Source organism: Streptomyces sp. DF42 (assembly GCF_058267695.1).
The window spans coordinates 2072859-2095005 of the sequence record NZ_CM177859.1; the positions used below are offsets into that span (position 1 = coordinate 2072859).

Below are 22147 nucleotides of genomic sequence, written 5' to 3' on the forward strand. Positions count from 1 at the left end.
CGGGAACTCGGTAGACACCGAAGGAGGCAGTTATGCGCCGGACCACTGTGCAGAAGCCCCTGAGCAGGACGGACTCCCGCAAGGTCCGCGAGGAGGCCGACGAGCGTCCTGGCGGACGCCCGGAGGTCCGCAAGGACATCGCACGCACGTGGTGGCCGGACGGCTGACGGCAGTCAGTCCAGCCGCTTGCGGTAGTGGATGCGGTCGTACGGACCGGTGACCCGGCGCTCCACGACCTCGTAACCGAACTTCGGATAGATCTGCTGGTTCTCCCACATCATGGCGTTGGTGTAGAGCCTGACCTCGGGCAGCCCGAGGTCACGCGCGCGTGCGTCCACGAACCCCAGCAGCCGCCGCCCCACGCCGCCGCCGTGCGCGTCGGGGTGGACGGCGATGCTGTCGAGGAACAGATGGTCGCCGTGCTCCTCCAGCACGACCAGGCCGATGACGGGGTCTCCCGTCACGAACACCTTCCCCGCGGCCACGTTCGCCGCGTGGTCCGCCGCCATGGGCACCGGCACCACCCCGATCCGCTCGACGTAGCGGTGGTAGGCGGCATCGGTCACGGCTTTCACGGCCGGTACGTCGGCGGCGACGGCAGGCCGGATCTCGTGCTCTTCCATGCCGCGCACGGTACCTACCTGATCCCAGTCTGAGCGCTCCCTTAACGCCACCATAAGGATCTCCCTCACCCGCCCCCAGCAGGCGATTCCACGGTTTCTTGGGGCTAGCTTCTGATCGCGCCCCACGGGATTCAGCCCCACGGGACCCGCCCCACGCATCAGGACCGTCCCGAGGAGATTCCGCATGCCCGCAGGCCGCCGCACGGTCGCCGCCGTCGCCGTCCTCGGTGCCGCCCCGCTCGCCCTGACGTCGGACGGCCGCTGACCGGGGCGAAAAGCGCGGGGCCTGTCCGGCGGCTCAGGTCGGACAGGCCCCGAGAAGTGCGTCAGCTCAGCGCCGACGCACAGGTGGTGGCGGTGGCATGCGCCGGATCCAGGGAGTTGGCCACCTCGTGGAAGGCGATCCGGTCGGTCAGCCCGATCAGGGCGTGTTCGGAGAAGTCGACCGCGCACAGGTTCTGCAGCAGCACGTTGCGCACGTCGGAACCGCTCAGGTACTGGCTGCTGTACGGCGTGGCGACCTCGTCGTACTTGGTGGCGATGACCGTGTAGTGGACGCCGGGAACGGTGTCGCCGCCCGCGTTGAGCTTGGTGAGGAACGCCGAGCCGACGATCTGGTCGGCCAGCCCGGGCGTCGACGCGGAGATCCAGTCCGCGGCGCCGGGGAAGTACGGCAGCAGGTTGGTGAGCCCGTCCAGGTCGGTGCCGTGGTTGTCGGGCGCGATGCCGACCAGGGCGTTCACCGTGGCGGCTCCGCCGAGGAACCTGAGGTAGTAGCGGGGCATCATGCCGCCCTGCGAGTGACCGACCAGGTCGGCCTTGGCGGCGCCGGTCGCGGCGAGCACCTTGTCGACGTACGCGGAGAGCTGTTCTGCCGACTTGTCAATGGGGCCGAGGCCGTGGAAGACGGGGACGCCGGGCAGTTGGCCGTATTCGAGGGAGAAGACGCAGTAGCCACGGTCCTCCAGATAGGGCGCGAGGCCGAGCCAGTTGTCCACGGAGTTGGCGAGGGTGCCGTGGACCAGGACGACGGGGCGGGGATGGGCGGCGGAGGGCTTGCAGGAGTAGTCGTTCCAGCCGTGTGACGAGGTCGCGGCCGCGTGGGCGGTCGTGGCGGGGACCGTGGCGACCGCTGCGGTCATCAGCAGCGCGGCCAGGGGTCTGAGCACTCGTTTCCAGGGCAGCATCGTGTGATCTCCTTGCGGCTCAAGGGAGTTGCGATGGCCTTACGCCCTGTGATCCGGATCACGAAGGATGCTGTTCACTCGTCAAGTTACGGACGAGTAGCCCAAGTGTGAAGTTACGCGTCAGTAAAAACTTCCAGTGGTAACCGACTCCGCGGCGGTCGTTGACGAAGCGTCACCAGGCGGGCCTGATGGGGCCATGGGGCGCAATGCGCGCCAACTGATCGCGCAACGCCCGCACTTCACCCTCCCCGAGCACTCCGGCCCACCCCCGCACGACCGCGGCGGCCGCCTCCTCCGCAGCCCGGGTGCACGCCCACCCCCGTTCGGTCAGCACGACCAGCCGGGCCCGCGCATCCACGGGATGCGCCCGGCGCTCGGCATACCCCTTCCGCACGATCTCGTCGACGAGCTGACTGGCGGCCTGCTTGGTCACGCCGAGGTGAGCGGCCAGCTCGGTGACGGTCGCGCCGTCCGGGGCGAGCCGCGCGAAGGCGAAGCCGTGCGCGGGCCTGAGCCCCTCGAATCCACGGGCGACGACACCCTCATGGATGCGCTGGGTGAGTTCACCGGCGACGGCGAGCAGGGCGGCGGACAGGGCCATGGCCTCGGAGTTGTGCACGGGGGCATTGAAACACCCTTGACGAATTGGTCAAGCCGCTTGACCATATAGTCAAGCAGCTTGACCATCCGACGAGACTCCCGAACCCGGAGGCCACCCATGCCCGTCATCCGCACGTCCGATGCCGTCACCCACGAGATCCACGGCGCCCGCTTCGTCTCGTACGCCACCCCGCTCAGCGGGAGCAAGGAGCTGTGCGCCTGGCGCGGTGAGATCCCTCCCGGCACCAAGGCACCCGTGCACACCGTCACCCGAGAGGAGATCTTCCACCTCCTCGTCGGCGAACTGTTCATCACCCTCGACGGCCGCACCGACCGCGTCACCGCGGGCGACACGGTCATCGTCAACCCGGGCGCGGCCCTCGGCGTCGAGAACCGCACCGATCAGACGGCGATCTCCTGGGTCACCACCTCCATCGGTCTGGAGGCCGAACTGGCCGACGGCACCCGGATCACTCCGCCCTGGGCCAACTGAGCCCTACGCCGCCAACGTCCCCGGCATCACAGCCCCCGGCCCGAACTTCGCCCGCACCCGGTCCGCGGCCTCCTCCACACGGCGGAGTTTCTCGTCGGCGGGGTCGAAGGTGAGCTGGTGCGAAGCCTGTTCGGCGGGTGTGAGGGATTCGGCGCGGAGGGTGAGGCTGCGGACGCGGGCGCGCTGGAGGCCGAGGGCCTCGTACATGTCGTAGGCCGCCCCGGCCAGTGCGGCCGAGTGGGCGGTCGGTTCCTTGAGGGTGCGGGTGCGGGTCGTCGAGGAGCGGTCGGCGTAGCGGACGGTGAGGGTGAGGGTGCGGCAGACCTTGTCCAGGGCGCGGAGGCGGGCGCCCAGTTCCCCGGCGGCGGAGAGCAGCGCGCGACGGTGCCGGTCCGGGGACAACTCGTCTCGGGTGAAGGGGCGTTCGGCGGCGAGGGAACGGGCGACGCCGTTCGGGACGACCCGGCCGCGGTCGACACCGTTCGCCTTCTCGTGCAGTTCGCGGGCCGCCCTCGCACCGATCAGCCGCTGCAGCGTGGACAGCGGTGCGGCGGCGACCCGGCCCAGGGTGTCGAGACCGTACTCGCGCAGGGTGCGTGCGGTGGCCGTGCCGACGCCGGGGAGCGCGGTGACCGGACGGTCCGCGAGGAACGCCGCGATGCCGTCCGGATCGCCGGGGACCTCGCACGTCAGCCCGGGGCGGGCGTCGCGCAGGGCCACACGGGCCAGCATCGGGCCCGGCCCGGCGCCGATCACGCAGTCGACGCCGTGCAGGGCGAGGGCGCGGACGCGGATCACCGCCGCCAGTTCGATCGCGCTGCGCCCGAAGTACCGTTCGGCGCCCCGCAGATCGGCCAGCGCACCGTCCGGCGGCAGCGCCTCCACGACGGGAGTGAACTCCTCGAGCAACCCGAGCAGCCCCGGCAGAGCGGCCTCGCGCTCCAGAGGCAGCTGGAAACGTACGCACACGATGGTCATCCCGCACTCCCCGGGCTCTGGTGCCACAACTTCCGTACCTGTGAAGGCGCTTGACCGGCCGGCCGCAGATCTGCCCACGGGTTCATCTCGTATCCGGTGGGCATGTGGATTCGCCGGCCCCGTGCCGGATCTCCGCCCGCCCCTTCCGGCACGGGTTCCGCCAGCCGTGCCGCCACCTCGTCGAGGCCGCCCTCGGCGCGCAGCTCGACCAGTTCGGCGAGGTTCCAGGCGGCGGCACCCACCACGCTGAGGCTGCGCGGGCCGCGCCGCTGCACCACCCCGCGCACCAGCAGCAGCCAGGAGTGGAAGACGGTGTGGGCGCAGGCGTCGTGGGAGTCGTCGAAGAAGGCGAGGTCGACCAGGCCCGTACCGTCGTCCAGGGTGCTGAAGATGACCCGCTTGCCGGAGCGGATCGGCGGCGTCTGGGTGGCCGCCTTGGCGCCCGCCACGAGGACCGTCTCGCCGTGCCGGGCCTCGCGCAGCCGCCGTGCCGGCACCACTCCCAGCTCGTCGAGGAAGGCCCGGTGATCGTCCATCAGGTGGCGCGAGGCGTCCATCGACAGCACCCCCAGCTCGGCGCTGAGCTTCTCGGCGTCGGACAGATCCGGCAGCCCCGCAGGCGCCGTCTTCCGCCCACCCCCCAGCGGGAGTTGACCGCCGCCCGCACCCCCTGCACTCCGCCGCAGCTCGGTCAGGTGCAGTTGCAGATCACGGCGGTTGGCGCCGAAGGCGTCCAACGCGCCGACCTGGGCCAGCCGTCCGGCCAGCGGCCGGCTCGGACGTGCCCGCTCCCAGAAGTCCAGCAGCGAGGCGTACGGCTGCCCCTCCGCGATCCGCGCCGCCTCGGCCTCGCTGATGCCGTACACGTCGGAGAGGGCCAGCCGCAGCCCCCAGACGCCCGGTCCCGATTCCGATCCCTCTGATTCAGACACCAGTTCGATACGGTGGGCGACCGCCGACCGGTTCACGTCCAACGGCAGGACCGGCACCCCGCGCCGCCGCGCGTCCGCCAGCAGCAGCCGTTTCGGATACATCCCGGGGTCGTGCGTGAGCAGCCCGGCATAGAAGGCGGCCGGATGATGGGCCTTCAGCCACGCCGACTGGTACGTCGGCACGGCGAAGGCGACCGCATGCGCCTTGCAGAAGCCGTAGCTGCCGAACGCCTCGATGATCTCCCAGGTCCGCTGAATCGTCTCCACGTCATAGCCGTTGGCCGCCGCGTGCTGCGCGAACCACACCTTGATCCGCCCCTGCGACTCCGGGTCGGACAGCCCGCGCCGCACCCGGTCCGCCTCCCCCCGCCCGCAGCCGGCCATGATGGCGACGATGTCGATGATCTGCTCGTGGAAGACGACGACCCCGTACGTCCCCTTCAGCGGCTCCTCCAGATCCGGATGCGGATACCTCACCGGCGCCCGCCCGTGCCGCGCCTCGATGAACGGCCGCACCATGTCGGCGGCGACCGGGCCGGGCCGGAACAGCGAAATGTCGACGACGAGGTCATGAAAGGTGGCCGGCTGCAGCCGCCCCACCAGATCCCGCTGCCCCGGCGACTCGATCTGGAAGCATCCCAGCGTCTCGGCCGAACGGATGAGCCGATACGTCGCCGGATCGCCGCCCCGCAACGCATCCAGGTCGATCCGCTCCCCCGTCGCCCGGTCCACCTCGGCGACCGCGTGTGCCATCGCCGACTGCATCCGCACCCCCAGCACATCCAGCTTGAGCAGCCCGAGGTCCTCCACGTCGTCCTTGTCGAACTGCGACATGGGCAGGCCCTCGCCGCTGGTCGGCACGACCGGCGTACGGGACAGAAGGGAGGCGTCGGAGAGCAGCACCCCGCACGGATGCATGGCGACTCCGCGGGGCAGGGCGTCAAGAGCCTCGACCAGCTCCCACAACCGCCCGTACCGCTCCTTCTCCCCCGCCAGCGCCTTGAGTTCGGGCAGTTCCTCCAGCGCCGCCCGGGCATCGCGCGCCCGGATGTGCGGGAAGGACTTGGCGACACGGTCGATCTCGGCCGGATCCATGGACAGCGCCGCCCCCACGTCACGAATCGCGTGCCGGACCCGGTACGTCTCCGGCATGGCGACGGTCGCGACCCGCTCCTCGCCGAACCGGCCGATGATCGCGCGGTAGACCTCCAGCCGCCGCGCGGACTCCACATCGATGTCGATATCGGGCAGCACCACCCGCTCCTTCGACAAGAAGCGCTCCATCAGCAGCCCGTGCTCAACCGGATCGGCGTTCGCGATACCCAGGAGATGGTTCACCAACGAGCCCGCGCCGGAGCCACGCGCGGCAACCCGAATACCCATCCCCCGTACGTCGTCCACTACCTGAGCGACCGTCAGGAAGTAGGAAGCGAAGCCGTGGTGGGCGATGATGTCCAGCTCCCGGTGCATCCGCTCCCAGTAGGCGCGCTTCCCGGAGTGGCCGTGCGCCACCATCCCGGCCGCCGCCCTCGACGCCAGCGTCCGCTGGGCGGTGCGCCGGCCGGCGCCGACGAGGTGCGGCTCGGGGAAGTGGACGGCGCCCATGCCGAGGTCGTCCTCGGGGTCGACCAGGCACTCGGCGGCCGTCGCCCGCGTCTGCTCCAGCAGGCGGTGGGCGGTGTCGCGCCGGTAGCCCGCGGCCTCGACGATCCGCTCGGCGGCATCCAGCATGGCGCCCGTGGCCTTGAGCCACGCCTCCCCGGAGTCCAGTTCCTTCCCCGGGTCGACGGGGACCAGACGGCGGGCCGCGTCCAGGACGTCGGCGACCGGGCCGAGGCCGGGGTCGGCGTAGCGCACGGCATTGCTGAGCACCGGCCGGATCCCCTGCTCGGCGGCGAAACCCACGGTGCGGGCGGCCAGCCGCAGTGAGCCGGGGCCGGTGCCCTTGCGCCCGTGCCAGACGGCCTCCAGACGCAGGGCGTCGCCGTAGATCTCACGCCAGGGCGCGAGGAGTTTCCCGGCTCGGTCCGGACGTCCCGCAGCCAGCGCGCGGCCGACGTCGGAGTCGGACCCGAGCAGAACGGTCAGGCCGTCGGCGTGGTTGCCGCTCCAGGGCAGCAGGGGCGCGCCCTCGGCGCCATGGGCGGCCGTGACGAGCCGGCACAGGTCGGCCCAGCCGCGGGCGCCGTCCCTGGCGAGGAAGGTGACGCGGGGTGTCGACTCGTCGATGAAGGCACCGCCACGTACAGGGGTGCGGCGCCTTTCCTGTCGTACGGACTCGCGTGCGGGCTGCTCCACCGCCAGGTCCGCGCCGAACAGCGGGCGGACGCCCGCCTTCGCACAGGCCTTGGCGAAGCGGACCGTGCCGGCGAGGGTGTCGCGGTCGGCGAGGGCCAGGGCATCCATGCCCCGCTCGGAGGCACGCTCGGCCAACCGCTCCGGATGCGAGGCCCCGTACCTCATGGAGAACCCGGAGACGGTGCGCAGATGCGTGAAACCGGACATCCACACCCCCATTCTCGAACACCTGTTCCCAATCACCTCACCCCCACCATAGACCAAAAATCGAATACATGTACGACAGCCGTTCGGCCCTCTCCCACCTGCGGAAACGTCCACCGCCTCGGACTGTGGGGACATGACACAGAGGAGCTTTCTCGCCGAGGTGACGGACGCGGTCACCCCGCGCACCACGCTGCTGGTCATCGGCGTGATCGCGCTCCAGCTGCTGTTCATCGCCTCCTATGTGGGCGCTGCACGACCCGAAGCCCAAGGACGTGCCCTTCGGAGTCGTCGCGCCCCGGTCCGCGGCCGAGCAGGCGGTGACCCGGCTGGAGCAGCTGCCGGGGTCCCCACTGGACCCGCGCGTGGTGGCCGACGAGGCGACGGCCCGAAAGCAGATCCTGAACCGGGACATCGACGGAGCACTGGTCATCAACCCGGCCCTGACGACCGACACGCTCCTGGTCGCCAGTGGCGGCGGCACCGTCCTCGCGACCACCCTGGAGAGATACCTCACCCTCCTGGAGGCCTCCCAGCAGCGGACCGTCCGGACGCTGGACGTGGCCCCGGCCTCCTCCCAGGACTTCGACGGGCTGTCCTCCTTCTACGCGGTGGTGGGCTGGTGCGTCGGCGGCTACCCGTCCGCCTCGGTCCTGGCGATCAGCACGGGCGCCCGCCCCGCCAACCCGCGCCGTGCGGTGATCCGACTGACCGTCATGGCATTGGTCTCGATCATCGGCGGACTCGGCGGAGCGGTCATCATCGGCCCGATCCTGGGCGCCCTGCCGGGCAGCGTGATGGCCTTCCGGGGACTCGGCGCCCTGGTCACCTTCTCGGTCGGCGCGGCAACCCTCGCCCTCCAGGGAGTCTTCGGGATCGCCGGCATCGGCCTGGCCATCCTGCTCGTGGTGATCGCGGGAAACCCAAGCGCCGGGGGCGCCTTCCCCCTTCCGCTGCTGCCGCCGTTCTGGAAGGCGATCGGCCCCGCGCTGCCGCCGGGCGCCGGCACATGGGTGGCCCGCTCGATCGCGTACTTCCAGGGCAACGCCACAACGGGCGCCCTCCTGGTGCTGTCGGCCTGGGCGGCGGCCGGAATCGCCATCACCCTCCTGGCAGCAACCCTGCGCACCAGACGCAGGACCACCGACCAGCCACCACGAGCGCCGTGAACCCGCAGCGGAGGCGCGCCCTCCGACGCACGGCTGGTCGCCCACGGCGGGAAGGGGACAGGGCGGGGGGCCCGCCCGCAGCGGAGGCGCGCCATTCGACGTACGGCTTACGCATGACCGTCAGCCGCCCACGGCGGGAAGGGGACGGGGCGGGGGTGCCCGCCCGCAGCGGCCGGCGTCCATCACCGGGTACAGCTCGGCAAACAGCACCGCCGGACCGAGGACGGACACCCCCGCCCCGGCCCCGACTCCCCCACCCCACAGGCGCTACACGCACCTGCGGCCGGAATCGTCATCACACTCCTGGCAGCAACCCTGCGCACCAGACGCCAGGCTGCCGACCTGCCACCGTAAGCCCACAGCGGAGGCGCGCCATCCGACGTACGGCTGGTCGCCCACGGCGAGAAGGGGACGGGGCGGGGGGCCCGCCCGCAGCGGAGGCGCGCCATTCGACGTACGGCTTACGCATGACCGTCAGCCGCCCACGGCGGGAAGGGGACGGGGCGAGGGTGCCCGCCCGCAGCGGCCGGCGTCCATCACCGGGTACAACTCGGCAAACAGCACCGCCGGACCGAGGACGGACACCCCCGCCCCGGCCCCGACTCCCCCACCCCACAGGCGCTACACGCACCCCCACCCCCGCACAGGCGCCGCAGGCATACGCCCCCCCCCAACCTGCACCCGCACGCGCACCCGCACGCGAAAGTCCCGCCCCTCGCGCGCGGGGCGGGACTTCACACAACCGGTGTGACGGTCAGCCGATCTCGGCACCGAAGGTCGACAGCGCCTCGGTGACCGGCTGGAAGAAGGTCTCCCCACCGGACGTGCAGTCACCGCTGCCACCGGACGTGAGGCCGATCGCCGCGTCGCCGTCGAAGAGCGAGCCGCCACTGTCGCCGGGCTCGGCGCAGACGTCGGTCTGGATGAGGCCGTTGACGATGTCGCCGTTGCCGTAGTTCACGGTGGCGTCCAGGCCGGTGACCGTGCCGCCGTGCACCTTGGTGGTGGAGCCGCTGCGGGTCACCTTCTCGCCCACCGTGGCGGCGGCGGCATGGGTGATGGCCTGCGAGGAACCGTTGTAGAGGTCGACCTCACTCGGGTGAGCCACGCCGGAGGTGTACTTGACCAGGCCGAAGTCGTTGCCCGGGAAGCTGGACTGCTCGTTGGTGCCGATCTGCTTGCCGCTGGAGTCGGACCAGGTGGAGATGGCCTCGGTGCAGTGCCCGGCCGTGATGAAGTACGGCTGGCCGCCCTTGACCACGTTGAAGCCGAGCGAGCAGCGCCCGCCCGAGCCGGAGATCGCGTCGCCGCCCGCGATGAAGGGCTTGAACTCCCCCTTCGTGCGCTGGACTTCGGCCACCGAGCCGAGCCCGTCGACGACCTTGGTCAGTTTGGCCCACTCGGCCTTGGAGACCGTGCGGTCGGCGGTGACGACGACCTTGTTGGTGGTCGGGTCGGTCACCCAGGAGGTACCGGGGATGGTCGCGTCCTGCTTCAGCGTCGCATGGGCGCTCTTGAGTTCGGCGAGGGAGTTCTCGACGATTCTCGCCTTGGCGCCGGCCGCCTCGACGGCCTTGGCGGCGGTCTTGTCCAGCACGTTGACGACGAGGCTCTTGGCCTTCGCGTCGTAGAACGTACCCGCCGCGTCGGTACCGAGGTCCTCGCCGAGGGTCGAGGCGAGCTTTCCGGCCGCCGTGACCGACAGGGTCCGGGGCGCGGAGGTCTTCGGGGCCTCGCTGGCGTTCGCAGTCTGGAAGGTGACTGCCGCGGCGACCAGCGCGGCGATGCCCGCACCTGCCACGGCCACACGTCGCTTGGGTATGCGTCGGTGCTTCAACTCGCGTCCTCCTGTGGGGGGTCGGCCCGCGAGATTGTGGGGATCCCGCGAACCGGAAGGCGTTGAACTGCGCCTACTATCCCGAGGCCGACAGGGAGCACACAAGGGCTTCTTCAGGACGCGCGTAGAACCCGCTTCGCGCGCCCCTCATTTTTTGACAGTCCACGGTCACCCCACGTCTTCGCTCCGCAAACACTACGAGCGAGTAGCCTGTGCGCACTCTGTGAGGTCTAGTCCTGTCCGGATTTCGACCCTCCGGGTTCCGGATCCAAGCGGGTCACAGGAGAAGGCAGTTGCTCGTGCACCGATTGCTGCACCGATTGCTGCACCGGCTGCCGCACCGATTGCTCCACCGGCTGCACCGGCTGCTGCACGACCTGCGGCGGCACCCCGGTGTTCTGCTGCGCCCTCTCCAGGAACCGCAGCAACTCCACCGGGAACGGCAGAACGAGCGTGGAGTTCTTCTCGGCGGCCACCGCCGTCACCGTCTGCAGCAGCCGCAGTTGCAGCGCGGCCGGAGTGTCCGCCATCTGCTGGGCCGCCTCGGCGAGCTTCTTCGACGCCTGGAGTTCGGCGTCGGCGTTGATGACCCGCGCGCGCCGCTCACGGTCGGCCTCGGCCTGCCGGGCCATGGAGCGCTTCATGGTCTCGGGCAGGGAGACGTCCTTGATCTCGACCCGGTCGATCGTCACACCCCACTCCACGGCCGGGCTGTCGATCATCAACTCCAGGCCCTGGTTGAGCTTTTCGCGGTTGGACAACAGATCGTCCAGCTCGCTCTTGCCGATGATGGACCTCAGCGAGGTCTGCGCCATCTGCGCGACAGCGAACCGGTAGTCCTCCACCCGGACGATCGCCTCGGACGGCCCGGTCACCTTGAAGTAGACGACCGCGTCCACCCGCACCGTGACGTTGTCCCGGGTGATGCCCTCCTGCGCGGGCACGGGCATGGTCACGACCTGCATGTTGACCTTCTGGAGCTTGTCCACGAACGGCACGATCATCGTGAACCCGGGCTCCCGCACCTCGGATCGGAGTTTGCCGAGGCGGAACACCACACCCCGTTCGTACTGCTTGACGACCCGAGCTGCCGCCATCGCGTACACCACACCGGCGGACGCGAGGGTCACTCCCGCCGCCACCAGCTCCTCGACCATGCCGGCCCCCAGGGTCCGAGTGGGCGTATTACAGAGGAGTTCCGCCTGTACGTCGAAGGTAACTCCGGGGCCGGACAAGGGCGAGCCCCCGCACGACAGTTGCCTGCGGGGGCTCGTCTTCTGCTGACTGCTACCGGCTACTGCTGCCTGCCACGGGCCGCAGGCCGCCTCGCTGCCGAACCGGCCGGCCCGTCAGCCGATGCTCACGCCGTAGTAGCTCAGCGCCTCGGTGACCGGCTGGAAGAAGGTCGTGCCGCCGGAGCTGCAGTTGCCGCTGCCGCCGGAGGTCAGACCGTAGGCCACGCTGCCGCCGTACAGGGGACCGCCGCTGTCGCCGCCCTCGGCGCAGACCGTGGTCTGGATCATGCCGTAGACGACGTCGCCGCTGCCGTAGTTGACCGTGGCGTTCAGGGCGGTGACCCGGCCGCTGTGAGTGCCGGTGGTGGAGCCGCGACGATAGACCGTCGTACCGACGCTCGGAGTGGCCGCGCTGGAGATGGTCTGGCCGCCGACCGCGCTCGGGTGCGCGACCGAGGAGTTGGTGTAGCGCACCAGCGCGAAGTCGTTGGTCGGGAAGCTGTAGCCGACGTTGGTACCCAGCACCGTGGAGTGGCCGGAGTTGGAGTACCAGGTCGAGGCGACCTCACCGCAGTGGCCGGCGGTCAGGAAGTAGTAGGTGCTCCCGCTGTGCACGTTGAAGCCGAGCGAGCAGCGGTACTGGCCGCCGTAGATGGCGTCGCCGCCGGTGATCAGCTTCTTGAACGTGCCCGGGGTGTGCTTGATGGTCAGGGCACCGGCGTTGCCGCCGGCCTGGCTCTTGATCTTCGCGATCTCGGCCCGGGAGACCGTGCTGTCGACGGTGACGACGACACGGTTGGTCCTGTTGTCGACGGCCCAGGCGGTGCCCGGCACGTCGGCCTTCAGCACCGAGGCGTTGGCGCTCTTGAGTTGGGCGGTGCTGAAGGGGGTGGCGGTGGACGCGTTCGCGCTGGGGACCGCGATCGCTGCGGCGGCCACGAGTCCGGTGGTGACGGCGATCAGCCGGGTCCGTCTCGCGATACCACTGCGGGGGGTTGTGCGCTTGATCCTCACGTTCGTTCCTCCCAAGGGGAAGTAAGGGGCCCGCGTGGGGTCGGGGCCCGTGAGGCGCAGCCGGGGCACTGATCGTCCGGATTCCGGACACGCCGTGCCCCTGACAAGCGCTTGCGGGGAGTATTCGGCCGAACGGCCGGTAGGCGCAAGGGCGCCTTTCGGCCGCAAACCGTTGAACGAACTATCAGTTTTAGCCACACATGCCTGGTTCAGACCAAGTTGCGCTCCCCCGCCCCGACCGCGACGTCCAGGGCGTTCCCGGGCGGTGGGAAAGGGCAGATGAAGTGGTCGGCGAAGGCACACGGCGGCAGCAGGGCGCGGTTGAGGCCGACGGTCGTACGGCCCTCGGCGTCGGGGAGGGGCCGGGTGGAGGAACCGGAACCGGTAACTGCCCCTCCCGCTGGACACGTCGGCGAAGCCCGCCCACAGGACGTCGCCCTGGACCGCGACCTGGAACGTCGGCTCCCGCCCGTCGCAGCGATGTCGTGATGCCCACCGTCAATGGCCTGCGTTACGCGGTGGCCCACCAGCAAGGCGTGAAGTTCCTCAACGAATACCACCGCCTCGATGTCGGTTTCGCCTCCGAGAAGAACACGAAACCCGCGCCCGCTTTCCAGTCGGCGGTGAACAAGCTGATAGCGGACGGCACTTACGCGAAGATCCTCAAAAAGTGGGGCACGACGGGCTCGGCGATCGATAAGTCCCACATCTCCCCGCCGGAACTGAAAAAACCGGCCCGCACCCGCTAACGCACCAACATCACGCCTCTTCCGGGCGCATCCCGAACACCCAGGACCCGATCCATCAACACCCCCAGGACATCCCGCACGGAGGACCGCTCCCGCGCATCGCACTCAAGTACCGGCACATCCTCACGCAGCCCCAACACCTCCCGGACCTCGTCGAGTTCGATGCGCTCGGCCCCGTCAAACAGATTCACGGCAAGCACAAAAGGCACGCCCCGGGCTTCGAAGTAGTCAACAGCCGGAAAGCAGTCCTCGATCCGTCGGGTGTCCGCGAGGACCACCGTCCCCAGGGCCCCTTCCGCCAGCTCCTCCCACATGAAGGAGAACCGCCCCTGCCCGGGCGTGCCGAACAGATACAGCGCGATCGTGGGATCAAGAGTGATCCGCCCGAAGTCCAGCGCAACGGTCGTGGTCGTCTTCGACTCGACCCCTTCGAGCGAGTCGACACCCACGGAGACCTGCGTGATCGCAGCCTCCGTGTCCAGCTGCTCGATCTCCGAAATCGCCCCGATGAACGTGGTCTTGCCGACCCCGAGCCCCCCGCTCACCACGACCTTCACGGCGAGCGGGACGATCCTGTCAGAGCGCCCGGACATGATCCCCGATCCTTTCGAGCACGACTGTCACATCCCCAACAGGCTTTACGTCCATGGGCCGTTCCCCGTTCAGCTAGGACGCCCCGAAACCGCGGTGCCCCGGTTCAGCAGTCACACCCGCAGTCGCAGCAGTCGCACCCATCACAGCAGTCGCAGTCACAGCAACTGCAGCACTCACAGCAATCGCCGCAGTCCGTGTCCTTGCAGAATCCGTCCTTGCGCTCACGGCTCCACGGATCGTCGTACTCGCCGCAGCACATCTGGCACGTACAGGCGAGCCCCGCCCACACCGCACAGCCCGCCAGCAGCCCGCGCCTGACGCGCCGAGGCGGCTGAGGGGGCAGTGGCGGACCACCGGGCGGCGCGTACGACCCGGCCGGCGTCGGGGCCGACCCGTGCGCACAGGCCGCCGCACCGAAGGCCCGGTCGACGGAGACGCGCAGCTCGTGCACGAGCAGCCGATGCGCCAGCCTGCCCTCCTCGAAGTCCACCTCGCGCAGCGCGAGCCGTATCCCGTGCAGGGCGTCGTCGGCGAGCCGCCGGGCCTCGGCGAGCGAGGTCCCGGTCGCGGTGAGCGGGTTCCAGGCACCCGACGCAGCGTCAGTTTCCTTGTCCTCCACGGCATCCAGCAGATGCGCGAGCCGGCCGAACAGCCGCCCGGCCTCGGCCAGCGACTCGGCGTTGCCCGGCCGTCCCGCCAGGACCGCGGTGTGCGCGAAGGCCGCCGCGGTGGCCGTCTCCGTCGGTTCGGTGACGGTCAGTACCGGCGTCCCGAGCCCGGCGAGCGCCTCGATGCCGAGCTGCCGCTCCACGGCGTCCACCAGAACCGCCGTGTCGAACCCGACCTCGGATCCCGTACGGGCCCCTGCCGCGCCCCAGCCCGACGCCACCCGGCGTGCGGCGAGCGCGACCGGCCTGCGCGCCAGCAGGCCGTCCCCGTCGGCGACATGGTCCCTGACCTTGGCCGAGGCGAGCACCAGCGAGACGGCGGCCGCGAGCCGCGCTCCTTCTCCCTGCGCGACGGACGCGGTACGCATCCCGCGCAACGGACAGGGCCCTGCCGTACGCCGCCATTCCCCGGCCCGTTCCGCCTGAGCCTCCGTCAGAACCGATATGAGCAGTCCGTCGTAGTTGGTGACGACCCGCGCGAACTGCCCGTGGTCCTTGCGCAGCGCGAGACACAGCCCGCACAAGTGCGCCATCCACTGGGACTTGAGACGCTCACCGAGCCGATGGCTACAGGGCCTGACGATTCCGAACACGATGATCCCCCCGTGACGCATGTGACTTCTGATGCGGCGTTGAGCGGCGGCATCGTATCGACCACCCCGTTCACCCGTACGCCCCGCCCGTCACCCGTACGCCGTGAAGAATCATATTTCACTCACAGTCAGCATCGGCATACTGCAACGCCCTTGGGATACCCGGGCTCTCGACGGATTCGCTCTGCACCAGTACCGTCACAAACCCCCCGCGCGGCGTCTATCCACTTGGCGCGCCAACCGCATCATGGATGACCATAGGGGTGCGGAAAGCAGAAGGACCGCTGTGAGAGGAGGCGTCCATGGGATCGGTACGCAAGGCAAGTGCCTGGCTTGGCCTCGTCGACGACAACGATGACGAGCGTTACTACGACGACGACTACTCCGAAGGGACCGAGCAGCCCGCGGAGGCCTGGGTCACGGACCCGCGGGTCAAGGTGGCCTCGGAAGCCGCGGAGGAAAAGGACCGTCGCATCGGCACGGTGACCCCGGACAGCTTCCGGGACGCCCGCGCCATCGGCGAGCTGTTCCGTGAGGGTGTGCCGGTCATCGTGAACCTCACCGCCATGGAGGCGGGCGACGCCAAGCGCGTCGTCGACTTCGCGGCCGGGCTCATCTTCGGCCTGCGCGGTTCGATCGACCGTGTGTCCAACCGCGTTTTCCTGCTCACTCCGGCCGACACGGAGATCGTGAGCGGGGAACCGGCCGCGCGCCGTGCGGACGGTTTCTTCAACCAGAGCTGAGGCAGGGCCGCTCACCGGCCCTGCCCCCGCGCAGGGTCTACCGAAAGGCGTCGAGTCCGGTGAGCGCCTTGCCCAGCACGAGCTGGTGCATCTCGACGGTGCCTTCGTACGTCAGCACCGACTCGAGGTTGGTCGCATGCCGCATGACGGGGTATTCGAGCGAGATCCCGTTGGCGCCGAGGATCGTGCGTGACGTACGGCAGATCTCGATCGCTTCTCGTACGTTGTTGAGCTTGCCGAAGCTGACCTGCTCGGGACGCAGGCGGCCGGCGTCCATGCGCCGCCCCAGATGGTGGGCGAGCAGAATCCCCTTGTGCAGTTCGACCGCCATGTCGGCGAGTTTGGCCTGGGTGAGCTGGAACCCCCCGATGGGCCGCCCGAACTGCTCGCGCGACTTCGCGTAGTCGACGGCGGCCTCGAAACAGCTGCGTGCCGCGCCCATCGCTCCCCAGACGATGCCGTAACGGGCGTGCGAGAGACAGCTGAGAGGGCCCTTGAGGCCGACGACCTCGGGCAGCACGGCGTCGGCGGGCAGCCGTACGTCGTCGAGGACGAGTTCGCTCGTGACGCTGGCCCGCAGCGACCACTTGTGCTTGATCTCGGGCGCGGCGAACCCGGCGCTCCCGGTGGGCACGACGAACCCGCGGATCCCGTCATCGGTCTGTGCCCAGACCACCGCGACCCCGGCGACCGAGCCGTTGGTGATCCACATCTTCCGTCCGTTGAGGATCCAGTCGCCGCCGTCCCGCTTGGCGTACGTCCGCATCGCGGCGGGGTCGGAGCCGTGGTCGGGTTCGGTCAGCCCGAAGCAGCCGATGACCTCACCGGCGGCCATGCGCGGCAGCCAGGTCTGCTTCTGCTCCTCGCTCCCGAACCGATGGATCGCGTACATCGCGAGCGATCCCTGCACCGAGACCAGGGACCGGATCCCGGAGTCGGCGGCCTCCAGTTCCAGGCAGGCGAGCCCGTACTGCACGGCGCTCGCCCCCGCGCACCCGTATCCGGTGAGCGACATGCCGAGGGCACCGATGCCGCCGAGCTCACGGGCGAGTTCCCTGATCTGTGGCAGTTCCCCCTTCTCGTACCAGTCGGCCACGAACGGCAGCACGCGGTCCGTGGCCCAGGCCCGCACCGTGTCGCGGACGGCCAGGTCCTCCGGTTCCAGCAGGTCGTCGATCCCGAGCGGGTCGGCGGGATCGAAGGGGGGCAACTTCGAGGACGCGGACATGGGACACCCTCCGGCACGCATGAAAACTAGCACCGCTAGTCACAGTTCGAGGTGACGTTACGACGCAGTGTCCCGTACGTCCAGTGGGAGAGGTCAGGCCGAAACGCGGGAGTCCGCGACCTCGCGGGGCGCCGGGAGCTCCACCGGCGGCGCCGCGGGCTCGCCGCACTGCATGACCCGCGGCAACCGCAGCGCCATCACCGCACCGAGCAGCAGCAGTCCCGCGCTGACCAGCAGGGTCACATGCAGCCCGTGCACGAAGGAGTCCCGGGCCGCCCGTCGCAGCGCCACTCCGACGGGCCCGCCGAGATGTGCGGCGACGTCGTACGCCTCACCCAGCGAATGCCCCGCGGCCGAGGACGCCGACGCGGGGACGCCGGGCACCTTCGAGAGCCCGGGCGCGTAGGCCGCGTTCATGACGGTGCCCAGGAGGGCGATGCCCATGCCCGCCCCGAGCTGGTACGACGTCTCGCCGATCGCCGCCGCGCCACCCGCCTGAGCCGGCGGTGCCTCGCTCAGCATCGACTCGTACGCCCCGAAGAGCGTCGTCTCCAGGCCGAAGCCCAGCAGGAGGAACCCGACCAGCAGCAGGCCCGTGTTGTCGGTCGCGCCCATCGCCGTGAGCACCAGTACGGCCACAGCGGTGAGGCAGAACCCGAAGCAGACCATCCGGCGCGGGCCGAAACGGCGGAGCATGCGCGCTCCCGCCAGGCCCGCCGCCATCGCCGCGAACGTCAGCGGCAGCAGTCGCAGTCCCGTCTCCAGCGGTGACAGTTCCAGCACCAGCTGCAGATACTGCGCCGCGATCAGCTCAAGGCCCACCAGGGCGAGCATCGCGAGCACGATGCACCCCACGGCCGTGCTGAAAGCGGGCCGCGCGAACATTCCGAGGTCGACGAGCGGATGCGTACGGCGCCGCTGCCGTCGTACGAAAAAGACCAGCAGCAGCGCACCCACGGCCAGGGGCACCGCGGCGAGCACGCCCGGATCGCCGCCGCCGAGCTGCTTCACGCCCAGGACCACGCCGAACAGTCCGGCGGCGGCCATCAGCGCGCCGACGACGTCCCAGGGGCCGTCGCCTGCGCCCCGCGACTCGGGCAGCAGCAGCCGGCCCACCGGCAGGCTGACCAGCATCAGCGGGATGTTGACTAGGAAGACCGAGCCCCACCAGAAGTGCTCCAGCAGGAAGCCGCCGAGCAGCGGCCCGACCGCGGCGCCGACCGCGGCGACGGCGCTCCAGACGCCGATCGCGACGGCCCGCTCGCGCCGGTCCGGAAAGACCTGGCGGAGGATCGAGAGCGTCGCGGGCATGATCATCGCGCCGCCGACGCCGAGCAGCGCCCGCGCGAGGATCAGGACCAGCGGGTCGTGGGCGAGGGCCGCGAGACCGGAGGCGACGCCGAAGAGGCCGTAACCGAGAAGGAGGATTCGTCTGCGGCCGACCCGGTCGCCGAGCGTGCCGAAGAGGATCAGCAGCGAGGCGCAGGCGAGGGGGTAGACGTCGACGATCCAGAGCAGCGATATCGCGCCGGGCTTGAGGTCCTCGGTGACGGCGGGCACCGCCACGTGCAGCACTGTCGCGTCGACCGCGACCAGCAGCAGGCTCGTACAGAGGACGAAGAGGACGACCCAGCGGTTTGCACCGGCCCCGGCCGCCCGACGGCGCAGTGCAGCGGCGGCCGTGGTCGTCCCGGACATGTACGTACCTCCCAGATGTTCCCTCGCGGTCGGCGGGCACACGGGGTGGGGACTCCCCGTGGTCTCGGCCGGAGAGGAGCGGTGGTCTCCGGCCCGCGCAACGAAGGCGAGTGACACGTCAGCGTACGCGAGTTCGCGCCAGGGTCACGTGGCGGACCTCTCAGACTTCGCACCCACCCGTGTGGCGTACGCCACTCCCCCTCTCCCTCGTCCACGCCCCGCCCGGCCCCCCGGTTCCGTGGGCCGTCGATAATCGAGCCCGTGACCGATCTTGCGACGCGCGTGACAGCCCCCGGCGACACAGCCCTGCGCAGAGCGGCCCCGGCCCTGCTCGGGTACGCGGCCGTGCGTTGCCTGGGCCTGCTCACCCTGGTCCTGTGGAGCGGTGCGCGTGACAAGAGCGCGTACACACTGCTGACGGCCCGCTGGGACGCGCTGTGGTACACGAGGGTCGCCGAACTCGGCTACGGCTACGAGGTGCGCCTGCCGAACGGCGACCTGCACTCGAACCTGGCCTTCTTCCCGCTGCTGCCCTGGCTTGAGCGGCTGCTGCACGCCGTCACACCCCTGCCGTACGCCGACGCCGGCTTCGTCGTCAGCCTGCTCGCCTCGCTCGCGGCGGCCTGGGGGATCTTCGCGGTCGCGGACCATGTGTACGGCAGCAGGAATCAGGAAGGGCGCGAAGCGCGGCCTGGGAAGGGCGGCGATGGGAGACGGGTGGGCGTCTGCGCGGTGCTGCTGTGGGCCGTGCTGCCGGTCGGGATCGTGCAGTCGATGGCGTACAGCGAGTCGCTGTTCACGGCGCTCGCCGCCTGGTCGCTGTATGCCGTGCTGACCGGGCGCTGGCTGACGGCGGGCCTGCTGGCCGCGCTGGCGGGGCTGACCCGGCCGGTCGGGCTCGCCGTCGTCGCGGCCGTATGGGTGGCCGGGGTCGCCTCGTTCGGGCGAGAGCGCAGCACGGCGGACGGGAGGGTCGCTCGTTCGGGCGAACGCGCCCCAGCGCCGTCCGGAGACGGCCCCGCAGAGCGTGTGGCCGCGCTCGACGGCGCGCGGGACGCGGCGCGCGCCCCCAGTGCCGTACGACGCGCCCTGGCCATGCTGCTGGCCCCGCTCGGCACCGCCGGCTACGTCCTGTGGGTCGGCCATCACACCGGCAAGGGCCCGCTGGGCTATCTGGACGTCCAGGCGGGCTGGCGCAACGGCTTCGACGGCGGGGCCGCCTTCGCCCGCTTCGTCGCCGACCAGTTCACGTCGTTCCCGTCGGCCCTGGCGGGTGTCGGACTGATCGTCGGGGTCGGGCTGGTGGTCTGGCTGTACGTCGCCTGCGTACGGCAGCGTCAGCCGCTTGTGCTGCTGGTGTACGCGGGTGTGGTCACCGCGCTCACCCTGTGCGCGTCGAGCTACTTCGGCTCGAAACCGCGCCTGCTGCTGCCCGCCTTCCCGCTTCTGCTGCCCCTCGCCACGGCCCTGGCGCGACTGCGTATCCCCAGGTCGGCGCTGGTGGTCGGCGGTGCCGCACTGGCATCGGCCGTGTACGGAGCGTTCTGGCTGAACGGCTCCGGTCCACCATGATCCGCCCGCCGGCCCGGTGAGCGTCCGGAAAAATCCGCCCCAGCATTCGGTGAACGAATTCATAAGTCCCATTAAACTGATTCGCAGAATGATCAAAGGAATTGAAGGGAAGCATCGTCCGGCATTGCGGATTCCTTGGAAATAAAGGGCCTCCTGAGAGGAATCCCACATCACATCGTCATCACAAAGCAGCTGATTCGACGGAGAACTGAGCTCCCCCGCTGTAACGTCGATTGGGTGCGTACCGAACGAAACCTCACCCGTCTGGACCGGGTGTTCGCGAGGCTGGACCGGGAGCCGGAACGGCCGGCCCACATCGATGTGCCGAAGATGAGCAGGCACAGGGTCGCGTTGCTGACCGGGACCCTGGCCTTCTATCTGGCGATCGTGTGGGCCGTCGTGACCACCTCCTGGCTGGTCCGCCTGGACTGGCAGGTCATGTTCTTCCGGCCGTACCAGCAGTGGCAGGGCATCCACTGGTTCGTCGACTACTACGTGGTTCTCGGCCAGCGCGGCCCGACCGCGGTGATGGTCGCGGCCTGGCTGGGCTGGCGCTCCTGGCGGCAGCACACACTGCGCCCGCTGCTGACGCTGGGCGCCTCGCTGCTGCTGCTGAACATCACGGTCGGCGCCGCCAAACTCGGCATGGGCCGTCTGGGACCGCACTACGCGACCACGATCGGCTCGAACGAGATGGGTCTCGGCGGCGATATATTTCCCAGCGGCCACACCGCGAACGCCGTGGTGACCTGGGGAATCCTGGCCTATCTGGCCTCCACACCGCGAGCCCGCCGCTGGCTGTCCGCCGTCTCCGCGGTGACCTCGCTGGGCGTCGGGATGGCCACTGTCTACCTCGGTACGCACTGGCTGAGCGACGTGCTCCTCGGCTGGGCCGCCGGCCTGCTGATCCTGCTGGCCCTTCCGTGGTGCGAGCCGCTGATCGCCAGGGCCGAGGTCGCGATCTTCGACCTGCGCGACCGCTGGCGCGCCCGCGGTGGCGCCCCTGCACCGGCCGCTCCGGTCGGCTCCCCGGTACTGCTCAAGCGGCGGTCGGCCGCGCAGGAGGAGGTCGCGGCCCGCGAGTCGGTCTCCTCCTCGCCCCGCTCGGCCCGGGCGCCCGCCTTCTTGGCCCCGGGCCCGCACACGGCCCGCTCGGAGCGCACTCCGGTCACTCCGGTCGGCAGCCGCCGCCCACCGCACTCCGACCGCATGCCACGCGGCGCGACGGCCTCCACGGCCCGCCCGCTCACGGGCGGCTGACCCCACAGGACAGCCTCCAGGACAGCGGGGTCCGGTACGCACAGCCAAGCCCCGCACGACGAAGGCCCCGGTTCCCGTCCAGGAACCGGGGCCTTCGTCGTGCGTCGGCCGGCTCAGCCCTTCCAGGCCCGGGCCACGGTGCCGTCCTTGACCTCGAAGTTCAGCCGCCCGACGCGGTACTCCATGGTGATGATCGCGCCCGGTGGCAGTGAGCGCACCGTGGGCCAGCCCTTCTCGCGCGCGAGCCGCTCGGCCCTGGCCGCTTCGAGGCCGACGTACCCGTCCGGACTGTCCTGGGGCTCCGCTTGAGGAGTGGGAATCGGTGCCATGCCGCCACGCTAGGCCTTCCCCGGCGACCGGGGAAGCCCGGCCCGGTCCCAGGGGCCACGGGTACCCCTCCGGTCACACTTCTGTCACAGGACAACGACAGGTGTTTCGGCTCGACTCACTCACACGTACGAGCGGTTCCGTA

18 protein-coding genes and 3 pseudogenes are annotated in these 22147 nt (G+C 70.3%); 7 read left to right on the forward strand and 14 right to left on the reverse strand.

Annotation, left to right across the window (positions count from 1 at the left end; genetic code table 11):
- Nucleotides 1-32: 32 nt before the first annotated feature.
- Nucleotides 33-167, forward strand: a complete 135-nt coding sequence (locus tag ACYUED_RS09395) for a hypothetical protein (RefSeq protein ID WP_266511554.1) — start codon at nt 33-35, stop codon at nt 165-167.
- Between the two features lie 6 nt (nt 168-173).
- On the opposite strand, the gene ACYUED_RS09400 is transcribed toward ACYUED_RS09395, so the two are convergent.
- The 3 genes from ACYUED_RS09400 to ACYUED_RS09410 all read right to left on the reverse strand — a co-directional run bounded on the left by ACYUED_RS09400 (nt 174) and on the right by ACYUED_RS09410 (nt 2429).
- A complete protein-coding gene (locus tag ACYUED_RS09400; RefSeq protein WP_491291822.1) occupies nt 174-623 on the reverse strand; it encodes a GNAT family N-acetyltransferase in 450 nt (149 codons plus the stop codon).
- 326 nt (nt 624-949) lie between these two features.
- Nucleotides 950-1810 carry an esterase/lipase family protein gene (locus tag ACYUED_RS09405; protein ID WP_491291823.1) on the reverse strand — a complete coding sequence of 287 codons (861 nt, stop codon included), beginning with the start codon at nt 1808-1810 and terminating at the stop codon, nt 950-952.
- A 172-nt stretch (nt 1811-1982) separates the two neighbouring features.
- Entirely contained in the window at nt 1983-2429 is a 447-nt protein-coding gene (locus ACYUED_RS09410) for a MarR family winged helix-turn-helix transcriptional regulator (RefSeq protein ID WP_491291824.1), read from the reverse strand.
- Between the two features lie 99 nt (nt 2430-2528).
- On the opposite strand from ACYUED_RS09410, the gene ACYUED_RS09415 reads away from it, so the two are divergent.
- Nucleotides 2529-2903, forward strand: coding sequence for a cupin domain-containing protein (locus ACYUED_RS09415; RefSeq protein WP_491291825.1), 375 nt, complete (start codon nt 2529-2531; stop codon nt 2901-2903).
- Nucleotides 2904-2906: 3 nt separating this feature from the next.
- Here the strand turns inward: ACYUED_RS09415 and ACYUED_RS09420 are convergent, their stop codons facing one another.
- Nucleotides 2907-3881 carry a DNA polymerase Y family protein gene (locus tag ACYUED_RS09420; protein WP_491291826.1) on the reverse strand — a complete coding sequence of 325 codons (975 nt, stop codon included), beginning with the start codon at nt 3879-3881 and terminating at the stop codon, nt 2907-2909.
- Nucleotides 3878-7318, reverse strand: coding sequence for a DNA polymerase III subunit alpha (locus tag ACYUED_RS09425; protein ID WP_491291827.1), 3441 nt, complete (start codon nt 7316-7318; stop codon nt 3878-3880). Before ACYUED_RS09425 ends, ACYUED_RS09420 begins: the two co-directional genes overlap by 4 nt.
- Nucleotides 7319-7451: 133 nt before the next feature.
- On the opposite strand from ACYUED_RS09425, the pseudogene ACYUED_RS09430 reads away from it, so the two are divergent.
- Nucleotides 7452-8484 (forward strand): annotated as a pseudogene (locus ACYUED_RS09430) (ABC-2 transporter permease).
- A gap of 754 nt (nt 8485-9238) precedes the next feature.
- Here ACYUED_RS09430 and ACYUED_RS09435 read toward each other — a convergent pair.
- The 4 genes and pseudogenes from ACYUED_RS09435 to ACYUED_RS09450 form a co-directional block, all read right to left on the reverse strand.
- Nucleotides 9239-10321 (reverse strand): S1 family peptidase, encoded by a 1083-nt coding sequence (locus tag ACYUED_RS09435; protein ID WP_491291828.1) that lies wholly within the window; start codon nt 10319-10321, stop codon nt 9239-9241.
- A 230-nt stretch (nt 10322-10551) separates the two neighbouring features.
- Nucleotides 10552-11478: a slipin family protein gene (locus ACYUED_RS09440; RefSeq protein ID WP_491291829.1), complete on the reverse strand. Its 927-nt coding sequence runs from the start codon at nt 11476-11478 to the stop codon at nt 10552-10554.
- Nucleotides 11479-11670: 192 nt separating this feature from the next.
- On the reverse strand, nt 11671-12570 hold the full coding sequence (locus ACYUED_RS09445) for a S1 family peptidase (RefSeq protein ID WP_491291830.1): 900 nt from the start codon (nt 12568-12570) through the stop codon (nt 11671-11673).
- 209 nt (nt 12571-12779) lie between these two features.
- Nucleotides 12780-13044: pseudogene (locus ACYUED_RS09450) on the reverse strand (DUF1684 domain-containing protein); the annotation flags it as partial.
- On the opposite strand from ACYUED_RS09450, the pseudogene ACYUED_RS09455 reads away from it, so the two are divergent.
- Nucleotides 13044-13319, forward strand: a pseudogene (locus ACYUED_RS09455) (ABC transporter substrate-binding protein); the annotation flags it as partial. The pseudogenes ACYUED_RS09450 and ACYUED_RS09455 overlap by 1 nt on opposite strands.
- On the opposite strand, the gene ACYUED_RS09460 reads toward ACYUED_RS09455, so the two are convergent.
- Together ACYUED_RS09460 and ACYUED_RS09465 are read right to left on the reverse strand one after the other, a co-directional pair.
- The gene (locus ACYUED_RS09460; protein ID WP_491291831.1) at nt 13316-13912 is read right to left on the reverse strand and encodes a GTP-binding protein; all 597 of its coding nucleotides are present in this window, start codon (nt 13910-13912) and stop codon (nt 13316-13318) included. The pseudogene ACYUED_RS09455 and the gene ACYUED_RS09460 sit on opposite strands and share 4 nt — an antisense overlap.
- A gap of 104 nt (nt 13913-14016) precedes the next feature.
- Nucleotides 14017-15174, reverse strand: a complete 1158-nt coding sequence (locus ACYUED_RS09465; protein WP_491291832.1) for a DUF5685 family protein — start codon at nt 15172-15174, stop codon at nt 14017-14019.
- Between the two features lie 302 nt (nt 15175-15476).
- On the opposite strand from ACYUED_RS09465, the gene ACYUED_RS09470 reads away from it, so the two are divergent.
- The gene (locus tag ACYUED_RS09470; RefSeq protein ID WP_491291833.1) at nt 15477-15917 is read left to right on the forward strand and encodes a cell division protein SepF; all 441 of its coding nucleotides are present in this window, start codon (nt 15477-15479) and stop codon (nt 15915-15917) included.
- A 37-nt stretch (nt 15918-15954) separates the two neighbouring features.
- Here ACYUED_RS09470 and ACYUED_RS09475 read toward each other — a convergent pair whose 3' ends face one another.
- Complete coding sequence (locus ACYUED_RS09475; RefSeq protein WP_491291834.1) at nt 15955-17145, reverse strand: acyl-CoA dehydrogenase family protein; 1191 nt, start codon at nt 17143-17145, stop codon at nt 15955-15957.
- 93 nt (nt 17146-17238) lie between these two features.
- On the reverse strand, nt 17239-18843 hold the full coding sequence (locus tag ACYUED_RS09480; protein WP_491291835.1) for an MFS transporter: 1605 nt from the start codon (nt 18841-18843) through the stop codon (nt 17239-17241).
- Between the two features lie 261 nt (nt 18844-19104).
- Between ACYUED_RS09480 and ACYUED_RS09485 the strand changes: the two genes are divergently transcribed.
- Both ACYUED_RS09485 and ACYUED_RS09490 read left to right on the forward strand, forming a co-directional pair.
- Nucleotides 19105-20415 (forward strand): mannosyltransferase family protein, encoded by a 1311-nt coding sequence (locus ACYUED_RS09485; protein ID WP_491291836.1) that lies wholly within the window; start codon nt 19105-19107, stop codon nt 20413-20415.
- 237 nt (nt 20416-20652) lie between these two features.
- On the forward strand, nt 20653-21675 hold the full coding sequence (locus ACYUED_RS09490) for a phosphatase PAP2 family protein (RefSeq protein WP_491291837.1): 1023 nt from the start codon (nt 20653-20655) through the stop codon (nt 21673-21675).
- A gap of 113 nt (nt 21676-21788) precedes the next feature.
- On the opposite strand, the gene ACYUED_RS09495 is transcribed toward ACYUED_RS09490, so the two are convergent.
- Nucleotides 21789-22004 carry an I78 family peptidase inhibitor gene (locus tag ACYUED_RS09495; RefSeq protein WP_266511620.1) on the reverse strand — a complete coding sequence of 72 codons (216 nt, stop codon included), beginning with the start codon at nt 22002-22004 and terminating at the stop codon, nt 21789-21791.
- Between the last annotated feature and the right edge of the window lie 143 nt (nt 22005-22147).

What these genes read in the sequence shown, in the direction of transcription:
- ACYUED_RS09400 (WP_491291822.1), bottom strand. Translation starts at nt 623, where the DNA reads ATGGAAGAGCACGAGATCCGGCCTGCCGTCGCCGCCGACGTACCGGCC.
- ACYUED_RS09480 (WP_491291835.1), bottom strand. Translation starts at nt 18,843, where the DNA reads ATGTCCGGGACGACCACGGCCGCCGCTGCACTGCGCCGTCGGGCGGCC.
- ACYUED_RS09425 (WP_491291827.1), bottom strand. Translation starts at nt 7,318, where the DNA reads ATGTCCGGTTTCACGCATCTGCGCACCGTCTCCGGGTTCTCCATGAGG.
- ACYUED_RS09460 (WP_491291831.1), bottom strand. Translation starts at nt 13,912, where the DNA reads ATGTCCGGGCGCTCTGACAGGATCGTCCCGCTCGCCGTGAAGGTCGTG.
- ACYUED_RS09440 (WP_491291829.1), bottom strand. Translation starts at nt 11,478, where the DNA reads ATGGTCGAGGAGCTGGTGGCGGCGGGAGTGACCCTCGCGTCCGCCGGT.
- ACYUED_RS09470 (WP_491291833.1), top strand. Translation starts at nt 15,477, where the DNA reads ATGGGATCGGTACGCAAGGCAAGTGCCTGGCTTGGCCTCGTCGACGAC.
- ACYUED_RS09415 (WP_491291825.1), top strand. Translation starts at nt 2,529, where the DNA reads ATGCCCGTCATCCGCACGTCCGATGCCGTCACCCACGAGATCCACGGC.
- ACYUED_RS09495 (WP_266511620.1), bottom strand. Translation starts at nt 22,004, where the DNA reads ATGGCACCGATTCCCACTCCTCAAGCGGAGCCCCAGGACAGTCCGGAC.
- ACYUED_RS09405 (WP_491291823.1), bottom strand. Translation starts at nt 1,810, where the DNA reads ATGCTGCCCTGGAAACGAGTGCTCAGACCCCTGGCCGCGCTGCTGATG.
- ACYUED_RS09395 (WP_266511554.1), top strand. Translation starts at nt 33, where the DNA reads ATGCGCCGGACCACTGTGCAGAAGCCCCTGAGCAGGACGGACTCCCGC.
- ACYUED_RS09420 (WP_491291826.1), bottom strand. Translation starts at nt 3,881, where the DNA reads ATGACCATCGTGTGCGTACGTTTCCAGCTGCCTCTGGAGCGCGAGGCC.
- ACYUED_RS09475 (WP_491291834.1), bottom strand. Translation starts at nt 17,145, where the DNA reads ATGTCCGCGTCCTCGAAGTTGCCCCCCTTCGATCCCGCCGACCCGCTC.